The organism is Mesorhizobium sp. M1423, from assembly GCF_040317575.1.
GTDB lineage: Bacteria > Pseudomonadota > Alphaproteobacteria > Rhizobiales > Rhizobiaceae > Mesorhizobium.
In genome coordinates this window covers 60,413-76,250 of sequence record NZ_JAMYKU010000001.1, presented here as the reverse complement: position 1 = coordinate 76,250, position 15,838 = coordinate 60,413, and the positions used below count along the sequence as shown (strand labels likewise).

Genomic DNA, 15,838 nt, shown 5'->3' with positions numbered 1-15,838 from the left:
TCTTATCAATGTTTTGGCTTTTCAGCAATCGTGGCGGCCTTCGCAGGCGCTTCACAGCACCTCGAACACAAACGTCTTCACCAGCGCGTCGGGCTCGGCGATCGCATAGCAGCGGAACCATGGGCTCTCCTCGACCGGCCGCCATTTTTTCGCCTGCTCCAGTTCGTCAAACACGGCTTGAAACCCGCCGCTTTCAAATACCTGGTCACGGACGGTGAAGATGGCGTGGCCGCCCTTCCTGGTGATGCGTACCAGTTCACGCAGGCCGGACGCCGGCGCGTGGCTGATGGTGAACACGCCGGTCGAGAAGAAGGCGCGAAAATACCCGTCCGCCCAGGGCAATGGCCCGCCGAGCATCGCCTGTTTCAGCTCGCTGTAGGCCTGCCGGCTGCCGGCGATTTTCAGCATGTCCTCCGACAGGTCGAGCCCGGCAATGTCGTGGTAGCCGAGCGCCTTGAGCGACGGCCCCGACAGGCCGGTGCCGCAGCCGGCGTCCAGCAGCGGCCCTTCGCCTGACGGCACGTGGCGCGTCACCCAGGCGGCGATCAGGAACGGCAGGAGATAGCCGAGCGCCGCGGTTTCGCCGTCATAGGTCGCAGCCCATTGCGCATAGGCCTTGGCGAGCGCCTCAGGCGTGTCGGCCGTGTAGACCGCTTCCAGCGCCGCATTGGCTTTGTGGATGATCATGGTTCTCCCCGGTCGCATTCGTTCGATGGTAGCGCCGTTTTCGCCTGCCTTCTATTCCCCATGCTGGTGCCGCAGCCGCTTCTCCAGCGCCCGCAACGCCAGCGACAGACCGACGGTCAGGATGAGATAGATATAGGCGACGATCGAATAGGTTTCGAAGAAGCGGAACGAACCGGCGGCGTAAATCTTGCCCATCTGGGTGATGTCGGCGACGCCGAGCACCGAGACCAGCGAGGAATCCTTGACCATGGCGACGAAATCATTGCCGAGCGGCGGCAGGATGGTGCGGATCGCCTGCGGAAAGACGATCAGCCGGAAGCGCTGCGTGCGCGTCAGCCCGAGCGCCTTCGCCGCCTCGATCTGACCCTTCTCGACCGCCTGGATGCCGGCGCGGAAGACCTCCGAGATGAAAGCGGAATAGCCGATGGTCAGCGCCATGATGGCGCGCCATAGCAGCGACACGTCGCGTACCAGCAGCTCACCGAACAGGCCGGCGCTTTGCAGCGGCGCCGTCAGCGCGTTCCATGCCGCGACGAAGGCCGGCGCGCCAGCAAAGGCGATCCAGAACAACAGCACCAGGATCGGCACGCCGCGGATGATCTCGACGTAGAAGCGGGCGATCTGGCTGAGCCAGCGTGAGCCCGACAGCCCCATCAGCGCCACGCCAAGCCCGATGGCGCAAGCCAGCGTGAAGGCGACCACGGTGACGAAGATGGTGACGCCGATGCCCTTGGCGACGGTCGCGAACACCTGGGCATAGAGGTCGCTGGCGGCGATGAAGATGGCGGCGGCCAAGGCGATCGTCACGGCCACGGCAAGCCACCACGGGAAGTCGGATTTGGCGGAGGCTGGGGGCGCCGGCGGCATCAAGCAATACCGGTGACAGAGTCGCCCAGAGTCAGCACGAGTTCCCGCGCATCACCGGGCACCCGCGACAAAAGTCCTACTGCCCCATCTTGTAGTCGAGGAACCACTTCTTGTTGAGCGCGTCGAGCGTGCCGTCGGCCTTGAGCGCGGCGATTGCCGCGTTGACCGGCTTCACCAGGTCGGAGCCCTTGGGGAAAATGAAGCCGAAATCCTCGGTGCCGAGTGGGCCGCCGATCAGCTTAAGGCCGCCATTGGACGCATCGACATAGCCCTTGCCGGCAGTGCCGTCGGTGAGCACGACGTCTACGTCGCCGGACTTCAGCGCCTGCACCGTCGCGCCGAATGTCTCGAACAGCTTGATGCGCGGATTCTGTTCATTGCCGTCGAGGACGCTGTAGACCGCGGTGTAGAACGGCGTGGTACCGGCCTGCGCGCCGATCAGCCCGTCCTTGAAGGCAGCGAACGTCTTGGCATCGCTGAAGCGCTTCTCGTCGCCGCGCACCAGCATGAACTGTTCCGAGCGCATATACGGGTCGGAGAAATCGACCTTCTGCTTGCGGTCGTCCTTGATGGTGATGCCGGTCATGCCAATGTTGTACTGGTTGTCGGAAACCGCCTGGATCATCGCGTCCCAGGAAGTATTCTGGTACTCGACCTTGAAATTCAGCCGCTTGGCGATCTCGTTCATCGCGTCATATTCCCAGCCGATCTGCTTGCCGGTCTTGGCATCGATGAACTGCAGCGGCGGATAGGCGTTTTCCGTCACCACCACCACTTTCTTGCCGCCGAGGTCGGGCAACGCCTGCGCCATAGCCGCGACAGGCACAAGAAGGCAAGCCAGCAGGCCGGCCAGCAGCAGTTTCGAATTGATCATGACTATGCTCCCCAGGAACTGAACCGCCTCGATCGGCCGAGGCATGCAGGAAAATCCGGCGCCGACTTTAGCTTTCCGCAGGCGCCTTGCAAGCCGCTCCGATGCGCCGCTCGGCACGAAAATGGATTTCCGATGCTTTCAACGACGGCATTACGGAACGATCCGTATCGATTGCGGGACTGGCAAAATCGAATCCACCTCGCGAACAAAAAGGCGGCCGAAGCCGCCTTTCCGAAAACATGGGTTTTGAAGACGCCTTATTCGGCGGCAGCTGTTTCCGCGGCCTTGGCTGCCTCGTCGGCGGCCTTCTTCTCGGCGGCGTCCTGCGCTGCCTTCTCGGCGGCCAGCGCCTGGGCGGCGGCCACCTTCTCGGCCTCGATGCGCGCCTTCTCGGCGTTCAGCGCATCGCGCTCTTCGTCGTTCAGCTTGCGGGCGCGCACGCCGGTGTTTTCCGAAATACGGGCAGATTTGCCGCGACGATCGCGCAGGTAATACAGCTTGGCGCGACGCACCTTGCCGCGGCGCACGATCTCGACGCCCTCGACCATCGGCGAATAGACCGGGAACACACGCTCCACGCCTTCGCCGTAGGAGATCTTGCGAACGGTGAAGCTCTCCTGGAAACCGGCGCCGGCGCGGGCGATGACGACGCCCTCATAGGCCTGGACACGGGTGCGGGTGCCTTCGGTCACGCGGACCTGGACGCGCACGGTGTCGCCGGGCTGGAATTCGGGAAGCTTGCGCTTGGCTTCGATCTTGGCGGCCTGCTCGGCCTCGAGCTGACGGAGGATATCCATCTCATAAATCCACTTCTTGTTCTTCCGACAGTCAGAGCGTCCGACACTCGCCTTGCAGTCGCATCGACCGCTCGGCTATGCCCTTCGTTCGAGAACGTCTGTTCGAGAACATCGGGCAGGGGCGACTACACCGTCATTGTTGACGGGCCAGAAGATCGCTCTTGGCAGATTTTCTTCCGGTTCGGCGCGCACATACAGCTATTTCGGCGCTTTGTCACGCCTTCGCTGTTTCTTTTTTGGCGCTGCTTCTTTTGACTGGCGCCCGCTGTGGCAATCCCATGATCGCTTGTGGTCCAGGGGGTTGCGCCCGCGCGTCAAGCTTTCTAAGCCGGAAGATAAGCATTTTCCTCCAGCGACGACACCCCTCATGCCAATCTTGGACGCGGTCCTGCTCTTTCTCGCCGGCTTTCTATCAGGCGCGGTCAACGCAGTTGCCGGCGGCGGCACGTTCATAACCTTTGGCGCCATGACCCTGGCCGGCCTGCCGCCGATCGTCGCCAATGCGACATCGTCGGTGACGCAATTTCCTGGCTACATCACCTCGACGCTCGCCTATTGGCACGACATCAAGCATTTCTGGCGCGGCGCACTGCTGCTCAGCCTCATTTCGGCTTTCGGTGCGCTGTCTGGCGCGCTCATCCTTCTAGGGCTCGACAACCCGGCGTTCCGCGCCTTGGTGCCGTGGCTGCTGCTGGCGGCGACGGCGTTGTTCGCTGCCGGGCCATGGCTGAAGCCGGCGCCCAAGCCGGAGCATGAGGCCGCGGTGGGTTCGCTGGTCGGATCGCTGGCGCAGTTCGCCACCGCCGTCTATGGCGGCTTCTTCGGCGCCGGCATGGGCGTCATGATGCTGGCGACGCTCGGCCTCACCCAGTCCGGCGACTATCACCGGCTGAACGCACTGAAGAACATGCTGGCCGTTGTCATAGCTGCGGTCGCCATCCTGGTCTTTGTCTCCGGCGGCGTCATCGCCTGGCTGCAGGCGATCATCATGATCCCAGGCGGCGCGCTGGGCGGCTATGCCGGCGTCTGGATCGCCAGGCGCGTGCCACAGAACGCGGTGCGCGGCTTCGTCATCGCGGTCGGCCTGTTCCTGGCGTTTTACTATTTCGACAAGGGCTGAGCGGCCAAAAGATCCGGCCTTCGCTCTTTCGTCAGCTTTTCCGCCTCGGCCCGCCGCCAGGCGGCGATCTTCTTGTGATTGCCCGAAGTAAGCACCTCCGGGATCGGCCGGCCCTCGAACTCCTGCGGCCGCGTGTAGTGCGGATGTTCGAGCAGGCCGTTCTCAAAGCTCTCTTCGTCGCCCGACACCGCATTGCCCATGACGCCGGGCAGCAGCCGCACCACGGCGTCTAACAGCACAAGTGCCGCCGGCTCGCCGCCGGACAGGATGAAGTCGCCGATCGAGACTTCCTCGAGGCCTCGCGATTCGATGACCCGCTGGTCGACGCCTTCGAAGCGGCCGCAGACGATCACCGCACCCGGCCCGGCGGCGAGCTCGCGCACGCGTGCTTGGTTCAGCGGCTTGCCGCGCGGGCTCATCAGCAGGCGCGGACGTGGATCGCCCGGCGGCGAGGCATGGTCGATGGCGCTGGCCAGCACGTCTGCCCGCATCACCATGCCGGCGCCGCCGCCGGCCGGCGTGTCGTCCACGGTCCGGTGACGATCGCGGGCAAAGTCGCGGATCTGGATCGTTTCGAGCGACCAAATGCGGGTCTCGAGCGCGCGCCCGGCCAGCGACAGGCCGAGCGCGCCGGGAAACATCTCGGGATAGAGCGTCAGCACCGAAGCCGAAAAACTCACCGGTTGCCTCCGGCGTCCCTCGGCCCGCGCGGCCTGCCCTTGGGGTCGAAACCGTCGTCACCGGCAGGCTCGCCGTCCTCGTTCTCGACCAACCCTGCGGCGGCCGGATCGATGCGGACAAAGCCGCCGGCGATCGACACTTCCGGAACGGCGGCCTGCGTGAACGGGATGAGCACGCCTTTGCGCTCGGCAAGCGTCACGTCGAGAATGTCGCCGCCGCCGAAATTATGCACGGCGACGACCTTTCCGATGACCGCACCAGTGTCATCCTTGACCTCCAGCCCGACGAGGTCGGCATGGTAGAATTCATCCTCTTCGCCCTCATCCGGCAACACTGAACGGTCGACGAACAACTCGGTGCCGGCAAGCGCCTCGGCGGCATTGCGATCGCTGACGCCCTTGAACCGCACCACCACCACGGTGTTGGCAGGCCTGATATCGACGATCTGGAAGGCGCGGCCATCCCTGGCGTAGAGCGGACCGTAATCGGCCAGCGCCAGCGGGTCGCCGGTAAAGCTCTTGACGCGCAATTCGCCCTTGATGCCGTGCGCGGCACCGATCACGGCCATCTGGACGGGGTTTTGCGGCTTGCTCATCTGCGGAAAATCCTTTGCCTTGCTCTAGCCCCAGCCCGTCGTCATTTCAATGATGCCGCTCTTCACCGCTTCCTAACCCGAGTGCCGGAAGATGGTTGGGAATTGGAAGAGCGCAATGCGGGAATTCCTCATACCGGCAAAACCCGATCTTCAGGCGGCGCGCGAGGCGTGGCTGAAGATGCTGGCGCGCGAACGCCGGCTGTCGCCCGAAACCGTCGAGGCCTATGAGCGCGACACGCGCCAGTTGCTGCATTTCCTGACCGGCCATTGCGGCGGCTCGCCCGGCATTTCCGACATCGCCGATCTGCGCCCCGCCGATCTGCGCGGCTTTCTCGCTGCCCGCCGTACCGAGGGCGCCGGCGCCCGCACGCTCGGGCGCGGCCTAGCCGGCATCCGCTCGCTGCTGCGTTTCCTGGAACGGCGCGGCCTCGCCAATGCGGCAGGTGCGGCAGCCCTGCGCGCGCCGCGACAGCCGAAATCGCTGCCCAAGCCGCTGACCGCAAGCGATGCAAAACACGTCGTCTCGGTGGAAGGCCAACTGGCGGAGGAGCCGTGGATCGCCGCGCGCAACGCCGCCGTGCTGACCCTGCTCTATGGGTCCGGCTTGCGCATTTCCGAGGCGCTCGGCCTGTCGGGCGCCGATCTGTCCTCGCCTGGTGAGACCGTGCTGCGCGTCACCGGCAAGGGCGGCAAGACGCGGTTGGTGCCGGTGCTGCCGGTGGCGCTGCGGGCGATTGCCGAATACCGCCGCTTGTGTCCCTATCATCTCGATCCCAAGGGCCTGCTGTTTCGCGGTGCCCGCGGCGGCCCGCTGAACCCGGCAATCGTTCAGCGCGACATGGCCAAGCTGCGCTCGGCGCTCAACCTGCCCGACACGGCGACGCCGCATGCGCTGCGCCATTCCTTTGCAACGCATCTGCTTGGGCGCGGCGGCGACCTGCGCACCATCCAGGAGTTGCTCGGCCACGCCAGCCTGTCGACAACCCAGATATACACCGGTGTCGACACCGCCAGGCTGCTCGAGATTTACGAAGCAGCTCATCCGCGTGCGTGATGGATGCTTGATTGGTGGCCATCTCGCAACAATTTTGATGCGCCGATTAACCGTTTTGCCGCTTTTTGCGCCTAGAACCGCAGCATGAAACGCCTCATCGCCATCGCCGACCGCGCGACCCATGTGTCGCTGAAGCTGCTTGTCGCGCTCAACGCCCTGTTTTTCCTCTCCTTCCTCATCATCGCGCTGCTCGCCGCAGGCAAAGCACGCGCCGAGATCCCGGTCTGCGCCGGTACCGATATGCTGGGCGCGCTGCAAAAGGACGACCCGGCCACCTACCGCAAGATCGAGGCGGACGCGGCAGTGACGCCGAACGGCAAGGGCTTGCTGTGGAAGCTCGAAAAATCAGGCGAAAAACCGTCTTTCCTGTTCGGCACCATGCACGTTACCGACCCGCGCGTCACCACGCTGCCGCCCGCCGCGCAGAAGGCATTCGATGCGGCTGGCACCGTCATCATCGAGACCACCGAAGTGCTCGACAAGCAGAAGATGATGGCCGCACTGCTGAAAGAGCCGGATCTGATGATGTTCACCGACAAGACGACGCTTTCGTCGCTGCTGTCGCCGCAGGATGCGGCGGTGGTCAACAAGGCGCTCGATGCGCGTGGCATCCCGCCAGCGACCGTCGCCAAGATGAAGCCCTGGTTGCTGTCGGCGATGGTGGCGCTGCCTGCATGCGAAGTCGCCCGCCAGGCTGGCGGCGCGCCGGTGCTCGACGTCAAGCTTGCCAAGGACGCCGAGGCTTCGGGCAAATCAGTCGAGGGGCTGGAGACAATCGCCGACCAGCTGCGCGCCATGGCTTCGCTGCCGATCGCCTTTCACCTGAAGGGGCTGGTCGATACGCTGAAGCTTGGCGACAAGGTGAACGACGTCAACGAAACCATGATCGTGCTTTACCGGCGTGGCGACACTGGCATGTACGTACCGCTGTTTCGGGCCGTCATCCCCGAACAGGTCGACGACCAATCGGGTTACGCCGAATTCGAGCAGACCATGATCACCAGCCGCAACAAGGTGATGGTCGATCGGGCAGCGCCGATCCTCGCCAACGGCAATGTCTTCATGGCGGTCGGCGCCATGCACCTTCCCGGCGAGCAAGGCTTGGTCGAGGGTTTCCGCAAGACTGGCTATACGGTGACCGCCGTCAACTGAACAACACGGCGGAGTTGCACACCGAATCATTGCCGTGGCGCGACGGCGGACCACCCGCGCTTCGTGCCAAGAAACTGAAAAAGGTTCGGTTTGGCTCGATCGAACCCATTTTGCGGTGAAAATGCATGCCTGCAAGCGATTCCGGATCAGAATTGCCCTGTTTTCGGCGTTTTCAACGCCTAATGTGAAACCGATTCAACGATTGTACGTTGATGGCTATTACTTGATGTTTTTCATCCACGGAGGACACTTTTATGGCGAACACACCCAATCCGAACGACCCATTCACCTCACCGGGTACCGCACGGCCACGCGGCGGCGGCAGCGGCTGGCTGATTGCCCTGGTCGTCGTTATCCTGGCAATTGTCGCCTATTATGTTTTTGGAAGACGTAGCGAGGCACCTGCGCCTGCCGAACCGCCCGCAGCCAGCACACCGGCTCCGGCTCCAGCACCTGCCGAGCCGATGAAGCCAGCCGAACCGGCTCCTGCGCCAGCTCCGGCAACACCCGCTCCGGCTCCCGCTCCGGCAGAACCTGCACCCGCGCCAGCCCCGGCCCCGGCCCCGGCACCAGCACCGGCCCCTCAGTAATCAGACTGCCGACTTAATATATGAACGGCCCGCTGAAAGGCGGGCCGTTTTGTTTTTGGGAACAGCCGTCGATGGCTTCGTCATCCCAGGGCGGAGCGAACGCAAAGCGGAGCGCAGACCCTGGGATCCATGCCGTGACATCCGCCGAAGAATGCAGTGGTGCAGAATCACCGGTTACCAGCCGATGGAAGAGGCACTCGATTCTGGTTCGCCGGAACACTGCCGCTTAGGTAACGGCATGGATCCCAGGGTCTCCGCGACATCGCTCCGCTCCTGCTCCGCCCTGGGATGACGAATCGCGGCTGTTTCAGCCAATCTCTAAGCTTTGCGATTCACCGCGTTTGCTCAGATATGGATGGGCTTGAAGAACGTCGCCAGTGCCGCCTCCTTGACCGCCTCCGACATTGTCGGATGGGCGTGACAGGTGCGGGCTAGGTCTTCCGACGAGCCGCCAAATTCCATCAGCACCGCCGCCTCGTGGATCATCTCGCCGGCGCCGAAGCCGACGATGTGGACGCCGAGCACGCGGTCGCTGGCCTTGTCGGCCAGGATTTTCACAAAGCCGTCGGTGTGCAGCATGGCGCGCGCCCGGCCATTGGCGCTGAACGGGAATTTTCCCGCCTTGTAGTCGACGCCGGCCTTCTTCAATTCTTCTTCGGTCTTGCCGACCGAAGCGATTTCCGGCGTGGTGTAGACGACGCTCGGAATCACGTCATAGTTCACATGCCCGGCCTGGCCGGCAATGGTTTCGGCCACCGCCACGCCCTCGTCCTCGGCCTTGTGGGCGAGCATCGGGCCGGCGATGACATCGCCGATGGCGTAGATACCGGGGACTTTGGTCCTGAGATGGCCGTCGGTCTTGACCCAGCCGCGCTCGTCGACGTCGACGCCTGCCTCCTTAAGCCCGAGAGCGTCCGAATAGGCCCGTCGTCCCGTCGCGATCAGCACGGCGTCGGCCTCGATCGTCTCGGCCGCCCCGCCTTTGACTGGCTCGAAGGTGACCGTCGCTCCCTTCTTGGCCTTGGCGACGCCGGTCACCTTGGCGCCCAGCCTGAACTCAAAGCCCTGCTTCGACAGCAGGCGCTGGAACTGCTTGGAGACCTCGCCATCCATGCCGCCCAGGATGGTGTCGAGGAACTCGACCACGGTGACCTTGGCGCCGAGCCGCGCCCATACCGAGCCGAGTTCCAGCCCGATGACGCCGCCGCCGACCACCACCAGATGGCCCGGCACCTTGTCCAGCGACAGCGCGCCGGTCGACGACACGATCACCTTCTCGTCGAAATCGACCTTGACACCGGGAATGCCGGCGACGTCGGAGCCGGTGGCGATGACGATGTTCTTGGTCTCAATCTCCTCGACCTTGCCGTCATCGGAGGTCACCGACACCTTGCCAGCCGCAACTACTTTGCCGGTGCCACGAAAACTGTCGATCTTGTTCTTCTTGAACAGGAAGGCGACGCCATTGACGTTGGCCGTCACCGTCGCATCCTTGTGTGCCATCATCTTGCCGAGATTGAGCTTGGGCGCGCCGATCTCGACGCCGAGCGCGTCGAAGGAATGGCCGGCCTCGGCAAACATCTCGGACGCATGCAGCAGTGCCTTTGACGGGATGCAGCCGATGTTGAGGCAGGTACCGCCGAAGGTCGGGTTCTTTTCGACCACCGCCGTCTTCAGGCCGAGCTGTGCCGCCTTGATGGCGCAGACATAGCCGCCCGGTCCCGATCCGATGATAACGACGTCATAGGCCATGATACTGTCCCTTTGCTTTAGCGGCCGCCGCCGACTTCCAGATTGGCGCCTGTCGTATAGGAGGCCTCGTCCGACAGCAGCCAGAGAATTGCGGCCGCGACTTCCTCGGCAGTGCCTGCGCGCTGCATCGGCACCACCCGGCCCATTTTCTCGGCGCGATCCGGCTGCCCGCCGGAGGCATGAATTTCCGTGTCGATGATGCCCGGGCTGACCGCGTTGACACGGACGCCTTCCTCGGCCACTTCCCGCGCCAGGCCGACAGTGAAGGCGTTGATCGCGTTCTTGGAGGCTGCGTAGTCGATATATTGACCTGCCCCGCCAAGCCTTGCCGCGATCGAAGACAAATTGACGATGGCGCCGCCCTTGCCGCCATTTCTGGTCGACATGCGCTTCACCGCTTCGCGTGCGCAAAGCATCGGCCCAATCACATTGATCCGCATCATGCGCTCGAGCCGCGCGAACGACATCTCGTCGACCCGTGACAGGCTGTCGACGACACCGGCATTGTTGACCAGCGCATCAAGCCCGCCGAAGCGGTCTTCGACCGCCTCGAACATGGCCAGCACATCCGTCTCGCTGCCGACATCGGCCTTGAGGGCAAAGGCTTCTCCGCCGCCGGCCTCGATGTCGGCGACCACCGTTTCGGCCGCTTTTGCATTCGACGCGTAATTGACCGCAACGCGGTAGCCGGCCTCGGCGGCAAGCCTGCATGTAGCGGCGCCAATGCCGCGGCTGCCGCCGGTCACCAGCAGGATTTTTCCGCTCATTCCTGACATCCTTTCAGGGCAAAGACGTCCCAGGGCACCTTGGAAAAGCCGTTGGCGCCATAGGCCGCCGACATCTGCAACGACGCCCCCAGATCGGGCAGGATCAGCTTCTTCGGCGCATCCTTTCCTTCGCCCGGCAGCAACGCGATATTGCCCTGGTCGTCGGCCGTATAGATGACCCCCTCCCACACAGTGCAGGCGGCGAGCTCGTCGCCGGTGACGTCGCCGGCCGGGCATTTGTACATCAGTGAGCCATGCGGCCGCGCCACGCCCTCCGTCCACATGACGATTCCGTCGAGAACGACGCCCTTGTCGAGCACCATCTTGAAACTGTTGGTGACGGCGGCCGATTCGCCGGTTGGCCTGAAATCGATCTCGGCTGCGTTTTCAGTGTCGCCGTAGACGGCCAGTTCGAGCGGGCAGGCGGCAAGCGCAGCGGAGACCGTCTGCACGCCGAGTGCGGAGATCGTGACAAACAAACCGGACCGGAAACGAGAGGAACCAATCCGGTGGCGCAGATCCATTCTCCGGCTCATTCGGGCCGCCCCTAGAGGTCGAGCACCAGCCGCTCGGGATCCTCCAGGCTTTCCTTGACCCGCACCAGGAACGTCACCGCTTCCTTGCCGTCGACGATGCGGTGATCGTAGGACAGCGCCAGATACATCATCGGCCGGATGACGATCTGGCCGCCGACCACCACCGGCCGCTCCTGGATCTTGTGCATGCCCAAAATGCCCGACTGCGGCGCATTGAGGATCGGCGTCGACATCAGCGACCCGTAAACGCCACCGTTGGAAATCGTAAACGTGCCGCCTTGCATATCCGCAACCGATAGCTTGCCGTCGCGCGCCGCAAGCCCGAGCCTGCCGATGTCCTTCTCGATTTCGGCGATGGACATCTGGTCGGCATTGCGCACGACCGGCACGACAAGGCCTTTTTCGGTACCAACGGCGACGCCGATATGGGCGTAGTTCTTGAAGATGATGTCGGTGCCGTCGATCTCGGCGTTGACGGACGGGATCTCCTTCAGCGCATGGGTGACGGCCTTGGTGAAGAAACCCATGAAGCCGAGCTTCACGCCGTGCTTCTTCTCGAACACGTCCTTGTATTTGCTCCTCAGCGCCATCACCGCGCTCATGTCGACCTCGTTGAAGGTGGTCAGCATCGCGGCGGTCGATTGCGCTTCCTTGAGGCGGCGCGCGATGGTCTGGCGCAGCTTGGTCATGCGCACGCGCTCCTCGCGCGACGCATCGTCGGCCGAGGACGGCGCGCGCGCGGCGACAGGTGCCGGCACAGGTGCTGCCTTTGGCATTTCGGCCGGCTGCGACGGCGCGCCCCTGGCGATCAGGTCGAGCACGTCGCCTTTCAGCACCTGGCCGCGCTTGCCCGAGCCCGAGACCTGGTCGACCGCAAGATTGTGCTCGGCCAGCAGCTTTGCCGCCGACGGCGCCGGCGGCATTGTGCGTGTCTCAATCGCGCCGGCGTCGCCGGCGATCTTGGCCGTCTCGGCCGCGGCCTGCTGGACGCTCGAGGCCGCGGTCGGAGCCGAGGCCTGCGACACCGCGTCCGGCTTCGCTGCCGGAGCGGCGGCAGCATTGGCTGCCGCGCCGGCGCCTGCCGAAATCGTGCCGAGCAGCGCCCCGACGCCAACCGTCTCGCCTTCCTTGACGGCGATCTCGCTGAGCGTGCCCGCGGCGGCGGCCGGCACTTCCACCGTCACCTTGTCGGTTTCGAGTTCGACCAGCGGCTCATCGGCGGCGATCGCGTCGCCGACCTTCTTGAACCATTTGCCGATGGTCGCCTCGGTGACGGATTCACCAAGTGTCGGGACGCGGATTTCGGTTGCCATTGTGCCTGTCCGTTTCTTTCGGTTCTGTTTTATCCGCCCAGTTCTGTTCTATTCACCAAGCGCGTCGTCGAGCAAGGCGGCAAGCTGGGCGAGATGCTTCGACATCAATCCGGTCGCCGGCGAGGCGGCGGCCGGCCGGCCGGTATAGCGCACCCGCTGGTGCTTGGCGTCGATATGCGCCAGCACCCATTCGAGATACGGATCGATGAACGACCAGGCGCCCATGTTCTTGGGCTCCTCCTGGCACCACACCATCTCGGCATTGCGGAAGCGCGACAGTTCGGTGATCAGCGCCTTGGCCGGGAACGGATAGAGCTGCTCGACGCGCAGCAGGTAGATGTCGTTGATGCCGCGCTTCTCGCGCTCTTCGTAGAGGTCGTAATAGACCTTGCCCGAACAGAGCACGACACGGCGGATCTTCGAATCCTTGGTGAGCTTGATGGCCTGGCCCGACAGCAGCTGGGCGTCGTCCCACAACAGCCGGTGAAAGGCGCTTTCGCCCGACATTTCCGGCAGCGTCGACACCGCCCGCTTGTGGCGCAGCAGCGACTTCGGCGTCATCAGGATCAGCGGCTTGCGGAAGTCCCGCTTCAATTGCCGGCGCAAGATGTGGAAGTAGTTGGCCGGCGTCGTGACGTTGGCGACCTGCATGTTGTCTTCCGCGCAAAGCTGCAGGAAGCGCTCGAGCCGGGCCGACGAATGCTCCGGCCCCTGGCCTTCATAGCCGTGCGGCAGCAGGCAGACGAGGCCCGACATTCTGAGCCACTTGCGCTCGCCCGACGAGATGAACTGGTCGAATACCACCTGGGCGCCATTGGCGAAGTCGCCGAACTGCGCTTCCCACAGCGTCAGCGCCTTCGGCTCAGCCAGCGAGTAGCCATATTCAAAGCCGAGCACGGCCTCTTCCGACAGCATCGAGTTGATGACCTCGAACCCGGCCTGCGCCGCCGACAGATTGTTGAGTGGGATGTAGCGGGTCTCGTCGCGCTGGTCGTAGAGCACGGAATGGCGCTGCGAGAAGGTGCCGCGCTCCGAATCCTGTCCGGACAGCCGGATCGGATTGCCGTCGAGCAGGATGGCGCCGAAGGCCAGCGCCTCGGCCGTCGACCAGTCGATGCCTTCGCCCGATTCGATCGCCTGGCGGCGGTTGTCGAGGAAGCGGATGATCGTCTTGTGTGCCTCGAAATCCTTCGGCACCTCGGTCAGCTTCTTGCCGATCTCCTTCAGCGTCTTGACCGGTACCGCGGTCTTGCCGCGCCGCTGTTCGTCCTGGTTGTCGGCCGAGCGCAGGCCGGACCAGGCGCCGTCCAGCCAGTCCGCCTTGTTCGGCTTATAGTGCTGGCCGACCTCGAATTCCTGCTCGAGATGCGCCCGCCAGTCGGCCTTCATCTTTTCGAGCTCGGCCTGGCTGATATGGCCTTCGGCGATCAGCCGGTCGGCATAGATCTGCATGGTCGTCTTCTGGTTGCGGATCTTGCGATACATGATCGGCTGGGTGAAGGCCGGCTCATCGCCCTCATTGTGGCCGAAGCGGCGGTAGCAGAACATGTCCACCACGACAGGCTTGTGGAACTTCATGCGGAATTCGATCGCCACCTTGGTGGCATGGACCACGGCTTCCGGATCGTCGCCATTGACGTGGAAGATCGGCGCCTCGATCATCTTGGCCACGTCGGACGGATAGGGCGACGAACGCGAAAAGCGCGGGTTGGTGGTGAAGCCGATCTGGTTGTTGATGATGAAATGCAGCGTGCCGGCGACGCGGTGGCCGCGCAGGCCGGACAAGCCAAGGATTTCGGCAATCACGCCCTGGCCGGCAAAAGCGGCATCGCCATGCAGCAGCAGCGGCAGCACCTTGGCGCGCTCTTCCAGCGGCACGATCTCCTCGCGGCTGCGGCCAAACAGATAATCCTGCTTGGCGCGCGCCTTGCCCATCACCACCGGATCGACGATTTCCAGATGCGATGGGTTGGCGGTCAGCGACAGATGCACCTTGTTGCCGTCGAACTCGCGGTCGGATGAGGCACCGAGATGGTACTTCACGTCGCCCGAGCCTTCGACCTCGTCGGGCGCGGCCGAGCCGCCCTTGAACTCGTGGAAAATGGCGCGGTGCGGCTTGGCCATCACCTGCGACAACACGTTCAGCCGGCCGCGATGCGCCATGCCGAGCACGATCTCCTTCATGCCGAGCTGGCCGCCGCGCTTGACGATCTGCTCCAGCGCCGGGATCAGCGACTCGCCGCCATCGAGGCCGAAGCGCTTGGTTCCCTTGTACTTGACGTCGATGAACTGCTCGAAGCCTTCGGCCTCGACCAGCTTTTGCAGGATCGCCTTCTTGCCGGTGGCGGTGAAGGAGATCTCCTTGTCGGCGCCCTCGATGCGCGCCTGGATCCAGGCCTTCTCCTCGGGATCGGAAATATGCATGAATTCGACGCCGAGCGTCGAGCAATAGGTCCGGGTCAGGATGTCGAGCATCTGCCGGATGGTGCCGAATTCCAGCCCGAGCACATTGTCGAGGAAGATCGGCCGGTCGTAATCGGCTTCGGTGAAGCCGTAATTCTCCGGCGACAGCTCGTTATAATCCTCGAGCGGCTTGGCAATGCCGAGCGGATCGAGATTGGCATGCAGATGGCCGCGCATGCGAAAGGCGCGGATCATCATGATGGCGCGGACGGAATCGCGCGTCGCCTGATGCACGTCGGCGTCGGAAAGGGCTGCGCCGTTGCCGGCCGCTCGGTCCTTGACCTTCTTTTCGATGTGCTTTTCGACCAGGCCCCAATTGCCGTCCAGCGCCGAGACAAGCTCGCCATTGGCCTGCATCGGCCAGGAGGGCTTGGCCCATGAGGCGCCCTTGGCATTCTTGCGCACGTCGCCGGCGTCGTCCTTCAGCGCCGCGAAAAAGTCCTGCCATTCGGGATCGACCGACGCGGGATCGTCCTCATAAGCGGCATAAAGCGCGTCGATATAATCGGCATTGCCGCCATAGAGGAAAGAGGTAAGCGAAAACTGGTCGTTGGCCTGATCTTGTCTTGCCATTTTTTTCCGCGGAGCGC

At 63.8% G+C, this 15,838-nt stretch carries 14 protein-coding genes; 3 read left to right on the top strand and 11 right to left on the bottom strand.

The features are described from left to right. Positions 1–51: 51 nt before the first annotated feature. The 4 genes from NKG95_RS00425 to rplS all read right to left on the bottom strand — a co-directional run bounded on the left by NKG95_RS00425 (position 52) and on the right by rplS (position 3,225). The gene (locus tag NKG95_RS00425) at positions 52–687 is read right to left on the bottom strand and encodes a class I SAM-dependent DNA methyltransferase (RefSeq protein WP_353039618.1); all 636 of its coding nucleotides are present in this window, start codon (positions 685–687) and stop codon (positions 52–54) included. A 51-nt stretch (positions 688–738) separates the two neighbouring features. Continuing rightward, positions 739–1,554 carry an amino acid ABC transporter permease gene (locus tag NKG95_RS00420; protein ID WP_023722712.1) on the bottom strand — a complete coding sequence of 272 codons (816 nt, stop codon included), beginning with the start codon at positions 1,552–1,554 and terminating at the stop codon, positions 739–741. 76 nt (positions 1,555–1,630) lie between these two features. Then, on the bottom strand, positions 1,631–2,428 hold the full coding sequence (locus NKG95_RS00415; protein WP_352845355.1) for a transporter substrate-binding domain-containing protein: 798 nt from the start codon (positions 2,426–2,428) through the stop codon (positions 1,631–1,633). A gap of 257 nt (positions 2,429–2,685) precedes the next feature. After that, a complete protein-coding gene (gene rplS / locus NKG95_RS00410; protein WP_023722714.1) occupies positions 2,686–3,225 on the bottom strand; it encodes a 50S ribosomal protein L19 in 540 nt (179 codons plus the stop codon). 367 nt (positions 3,226–3,592) lie between these two features. Between rplS and NKG95_RS00405 the strand changes: the two genes are divergently transcribed. Next, on the top strand, positions 3,593–4,345 hold the full coding sequence (locus NKG95_RS00405; RefSeq protein WP_352481045.1) for a sulfite exporter TauE/SafE family protein: 753 nt from the start codon (positions 3,593–3,595) through the stop codon (positions 4,343–4,345). On the opposite strand, the gene trmD is transcribed toward NKG95_RS00405, so the two are convergent. Together trmD and rimM are read right to left on the bottom strand one after the other, a co-directional pair. After that, positions 4,327–5,025, bottom strand: coding sequence for a tRNA (guanosine(37)-N1)-methyltransferase TrmD (gene trmD, locus NKG95_RS00400; RefSeq protein WP_352845356.1), 699 nt, complete (start codon positions 5,023–5,025; stop codon positions 4,327–4,329). The genes NKG95_RS00405 and trmD overlap by 19 nt on opposite strands. Continuing rightward, on the bottom strand, positions 5,022–5,621 hold the full coding sequence (gene rimM, locus NKG95_RS00395; protein ID WP_352859611.1) for a ribosome maturation factor RimM: 600 nt from the start codon (positions 5,619–5,621) through the stop codon (positions 5,022–5,024). The genes trmD and rimM overlap by 4 nt, the downstream gene beginning before the upstream one ends. Positions 5,622–5,736: 115 nt before the next feature. Here rimM and NKG95_RS00390 point away from each other — a divergent pair, with 115 nt between their 5' ends. After that, on the top strand, positions 5,737–6,675 hold the full coding sequence (locus NKG95_RS00390) for a tyrosine recombinase XerC (protein WP_353039616.1): 939 nt from the start codon (positions 5,737–5,739) through the stop codon (positions 6,673–6,675). An 84-nt stretch (positions 6,676–6,759) separates the two neighbouring features. Next, positions 6,760–7,827, top strand: coding sequence for a TraB/GumN family protein (locus NKG95_RS00385; RefSeq protein WP_353039614.1), 1,068 nt, complete (start codon positions 6,760–6,762; stop codon positions 7,825–7,827). A 935-nt stretch (positions 7,828–8,762) separates the two neighbouring features. Here NKG95_RS00385 and lpdA read toward each other — a convergent pair. Genes lpdA through NKG95_RS00360 form a run of 5 tightly spaced genes read right to left on the bottom strand, consistent with a single transcriptional unit; the run spans position 8,763 to position 15,821 of the window. Further along, positions 8,763–10,169: a dihydrolipoyl dehydrogenase gene (gene lpdA / locus NKG95_RS00380; RefSeq protein WP_023722721.1), complete on the bottom strand. Its 1,407-nt coding sequence runs from the start codon at positions 10,167–10,169 to the stop codon at positions 8,763–8,765. A 17-nt stretch (positions 10,170–10,186) separates the two neighbouring features. Then, positions 10,187–10,936 carry an SDR family oxidoreductase gene (locus NKG95_RS00375; RefSeq protein WP_023722722.1) on the bottom strand — a complete coding sequence of 250 codons (750 nt, stop codon included), beginning with the start codon at positions 10,934–10,936 and terminating at the stop codon, positions 10,187–10,189. After that, positions 10,933–11,460, bottom strand: coding sequence for a hypothetical protein (locus NKG95_RS00370; protein ID WP_352481048.1), 528 nt, complete (start codon positions 11,458–11,460; stop codon positions 10,933–10,935). The genes NKG95_RS00375 and NKG95_RS00370 overlap by 4 nt, the downstream gene beginning before the upstream one ends. A 23-nt stretch (positions 11,461–11,483) precedes the next feature. After that, the gene (gene odhB, locus NKG95_RS00365; protein WP_352548534.1) at positions 11,484–12,785 is read right to left on the bottom strand and encodes a 2-oxoglutarate dehydrogenase complex dihydrolipoyllysine-residue succinyltransferase; all 1,302 of its coding nucleotides are present in this window, start codon (positions 12,783–12,785) and stop codon (positions 11,484–11,486) included. Positions 12,786–12,833: 48 nt separating this feature from the next. Continuing rightward, positions 12,834–15,821 carry a 2-oxoglutarate dehydrogenase E1 component gene (locus tag NKG95_RS00360; RefSeq protein ID WP_352717863.1) on the bottom strand — a complete coding sequence of 996 codons (2,988 nt, stop codon included), beginning with the start codon at positions 15,819–15,821 and terminating at the stop codon, positions 12,834–12,836. Between the last annotated feature and the right edge of the window lie 17 nt (positions 15,822–15,838).

Excerpts from the sequence above, each read along its gene's own strand:
- NKG95_RS00425 (WP_353039618.1), bottom strand. The coding sequence starts at position 687 with ATGATCATCCACAAAGCCAATGCGGCGCTGGAAGCGGTCTACACGGCC.
- NKG95_RS00420 (WP_023722712.1), bottom strand. The coding sequence starts at position 1,554 with ATGCCGCCGGCGCCCCCAGCCTCCGCCAAATCCGACTTCCCGTGGTGG.
- NKG95_RS00415 (WP_352845355.1), bottom strand. The coding sequence starts at position 2,428 with ATGATCAATTCGAAACTGCTGCTGGCCGGCCTGCTGGCTTGCCTTCTT.
- rplS (WP_023722714.1), bottom strand. The coding sequence starts at position 3,225 with ATGGATATCCTCCGTCAGCTCGAGGCCGAGCAGGCCGCCAAGATCGAA.
- NKG95_RS00405 (WP_352481045.1), top strand. The coding sequence starts at position 3,593 with ATGCCAATCTTGGACGCGGTCCTGCTCTTTCTCGCCGGCTTTCTATCA.
- rimM (WP_352859611.1), bottom strand. The coding sequence starts at position 5,621 with ATGAGCAAGCCGCAAAACCCCGTCCAGATGGCCGTGATCGGTGCCGCG.
- NKG95_RS00390 (WP_353039616.1), top strand. The coding sequence starts at position 5,737 with ATGCGGGAATTCCTCATACCGGCAAAACCCGATCTTCAGGCGGCGCGC.
- NKG95_RS00385 (WP_353039614.1), top strand. The coding sequence starts at position 6,760 with ATGAAACGCCTCATCGCCATCGCCGACCGCGCGACCCATGTGTCGCTG.
- lpdA (WP_023722721.1), bottom strand. The coding sequence starts at position 10,169 with ATGGCCTATGACGTCGTTATCATCGGATCGGGACCGGGCGGCTATGTC.
- NKG95_RS00375 (WP_023722722.1), bottom strand. The coding sequence starts at position 10,936 with ATGAGCGGAAAAATCCTGCTGGTGACCGGCGGCAGCCGCGGCATTGGC.
- NKG95_RS00370 (WP_352481048.1), bottom strand. The coding sequence starts at position 11,460 with ATGGATCTGCGCCACCGGATTGGTTCCTCTCGTTTCCGGTCCGGTTTG.
- odhB (WP_352548534.1), bottom strand. The coding sequence starts at position 12,785 with ATGGCAACCGAAATCCGCGTCCCGACACTTGGTGAATCCGTCACCGAG.
- NKG95_RS00360 (WP_352717863.1), bottom strand. The coding sequence starts at position 15,821 with ATGGCAAGACAAGATCAGGCCAACGACCAGTTTTCGCTTACCTCTTTC.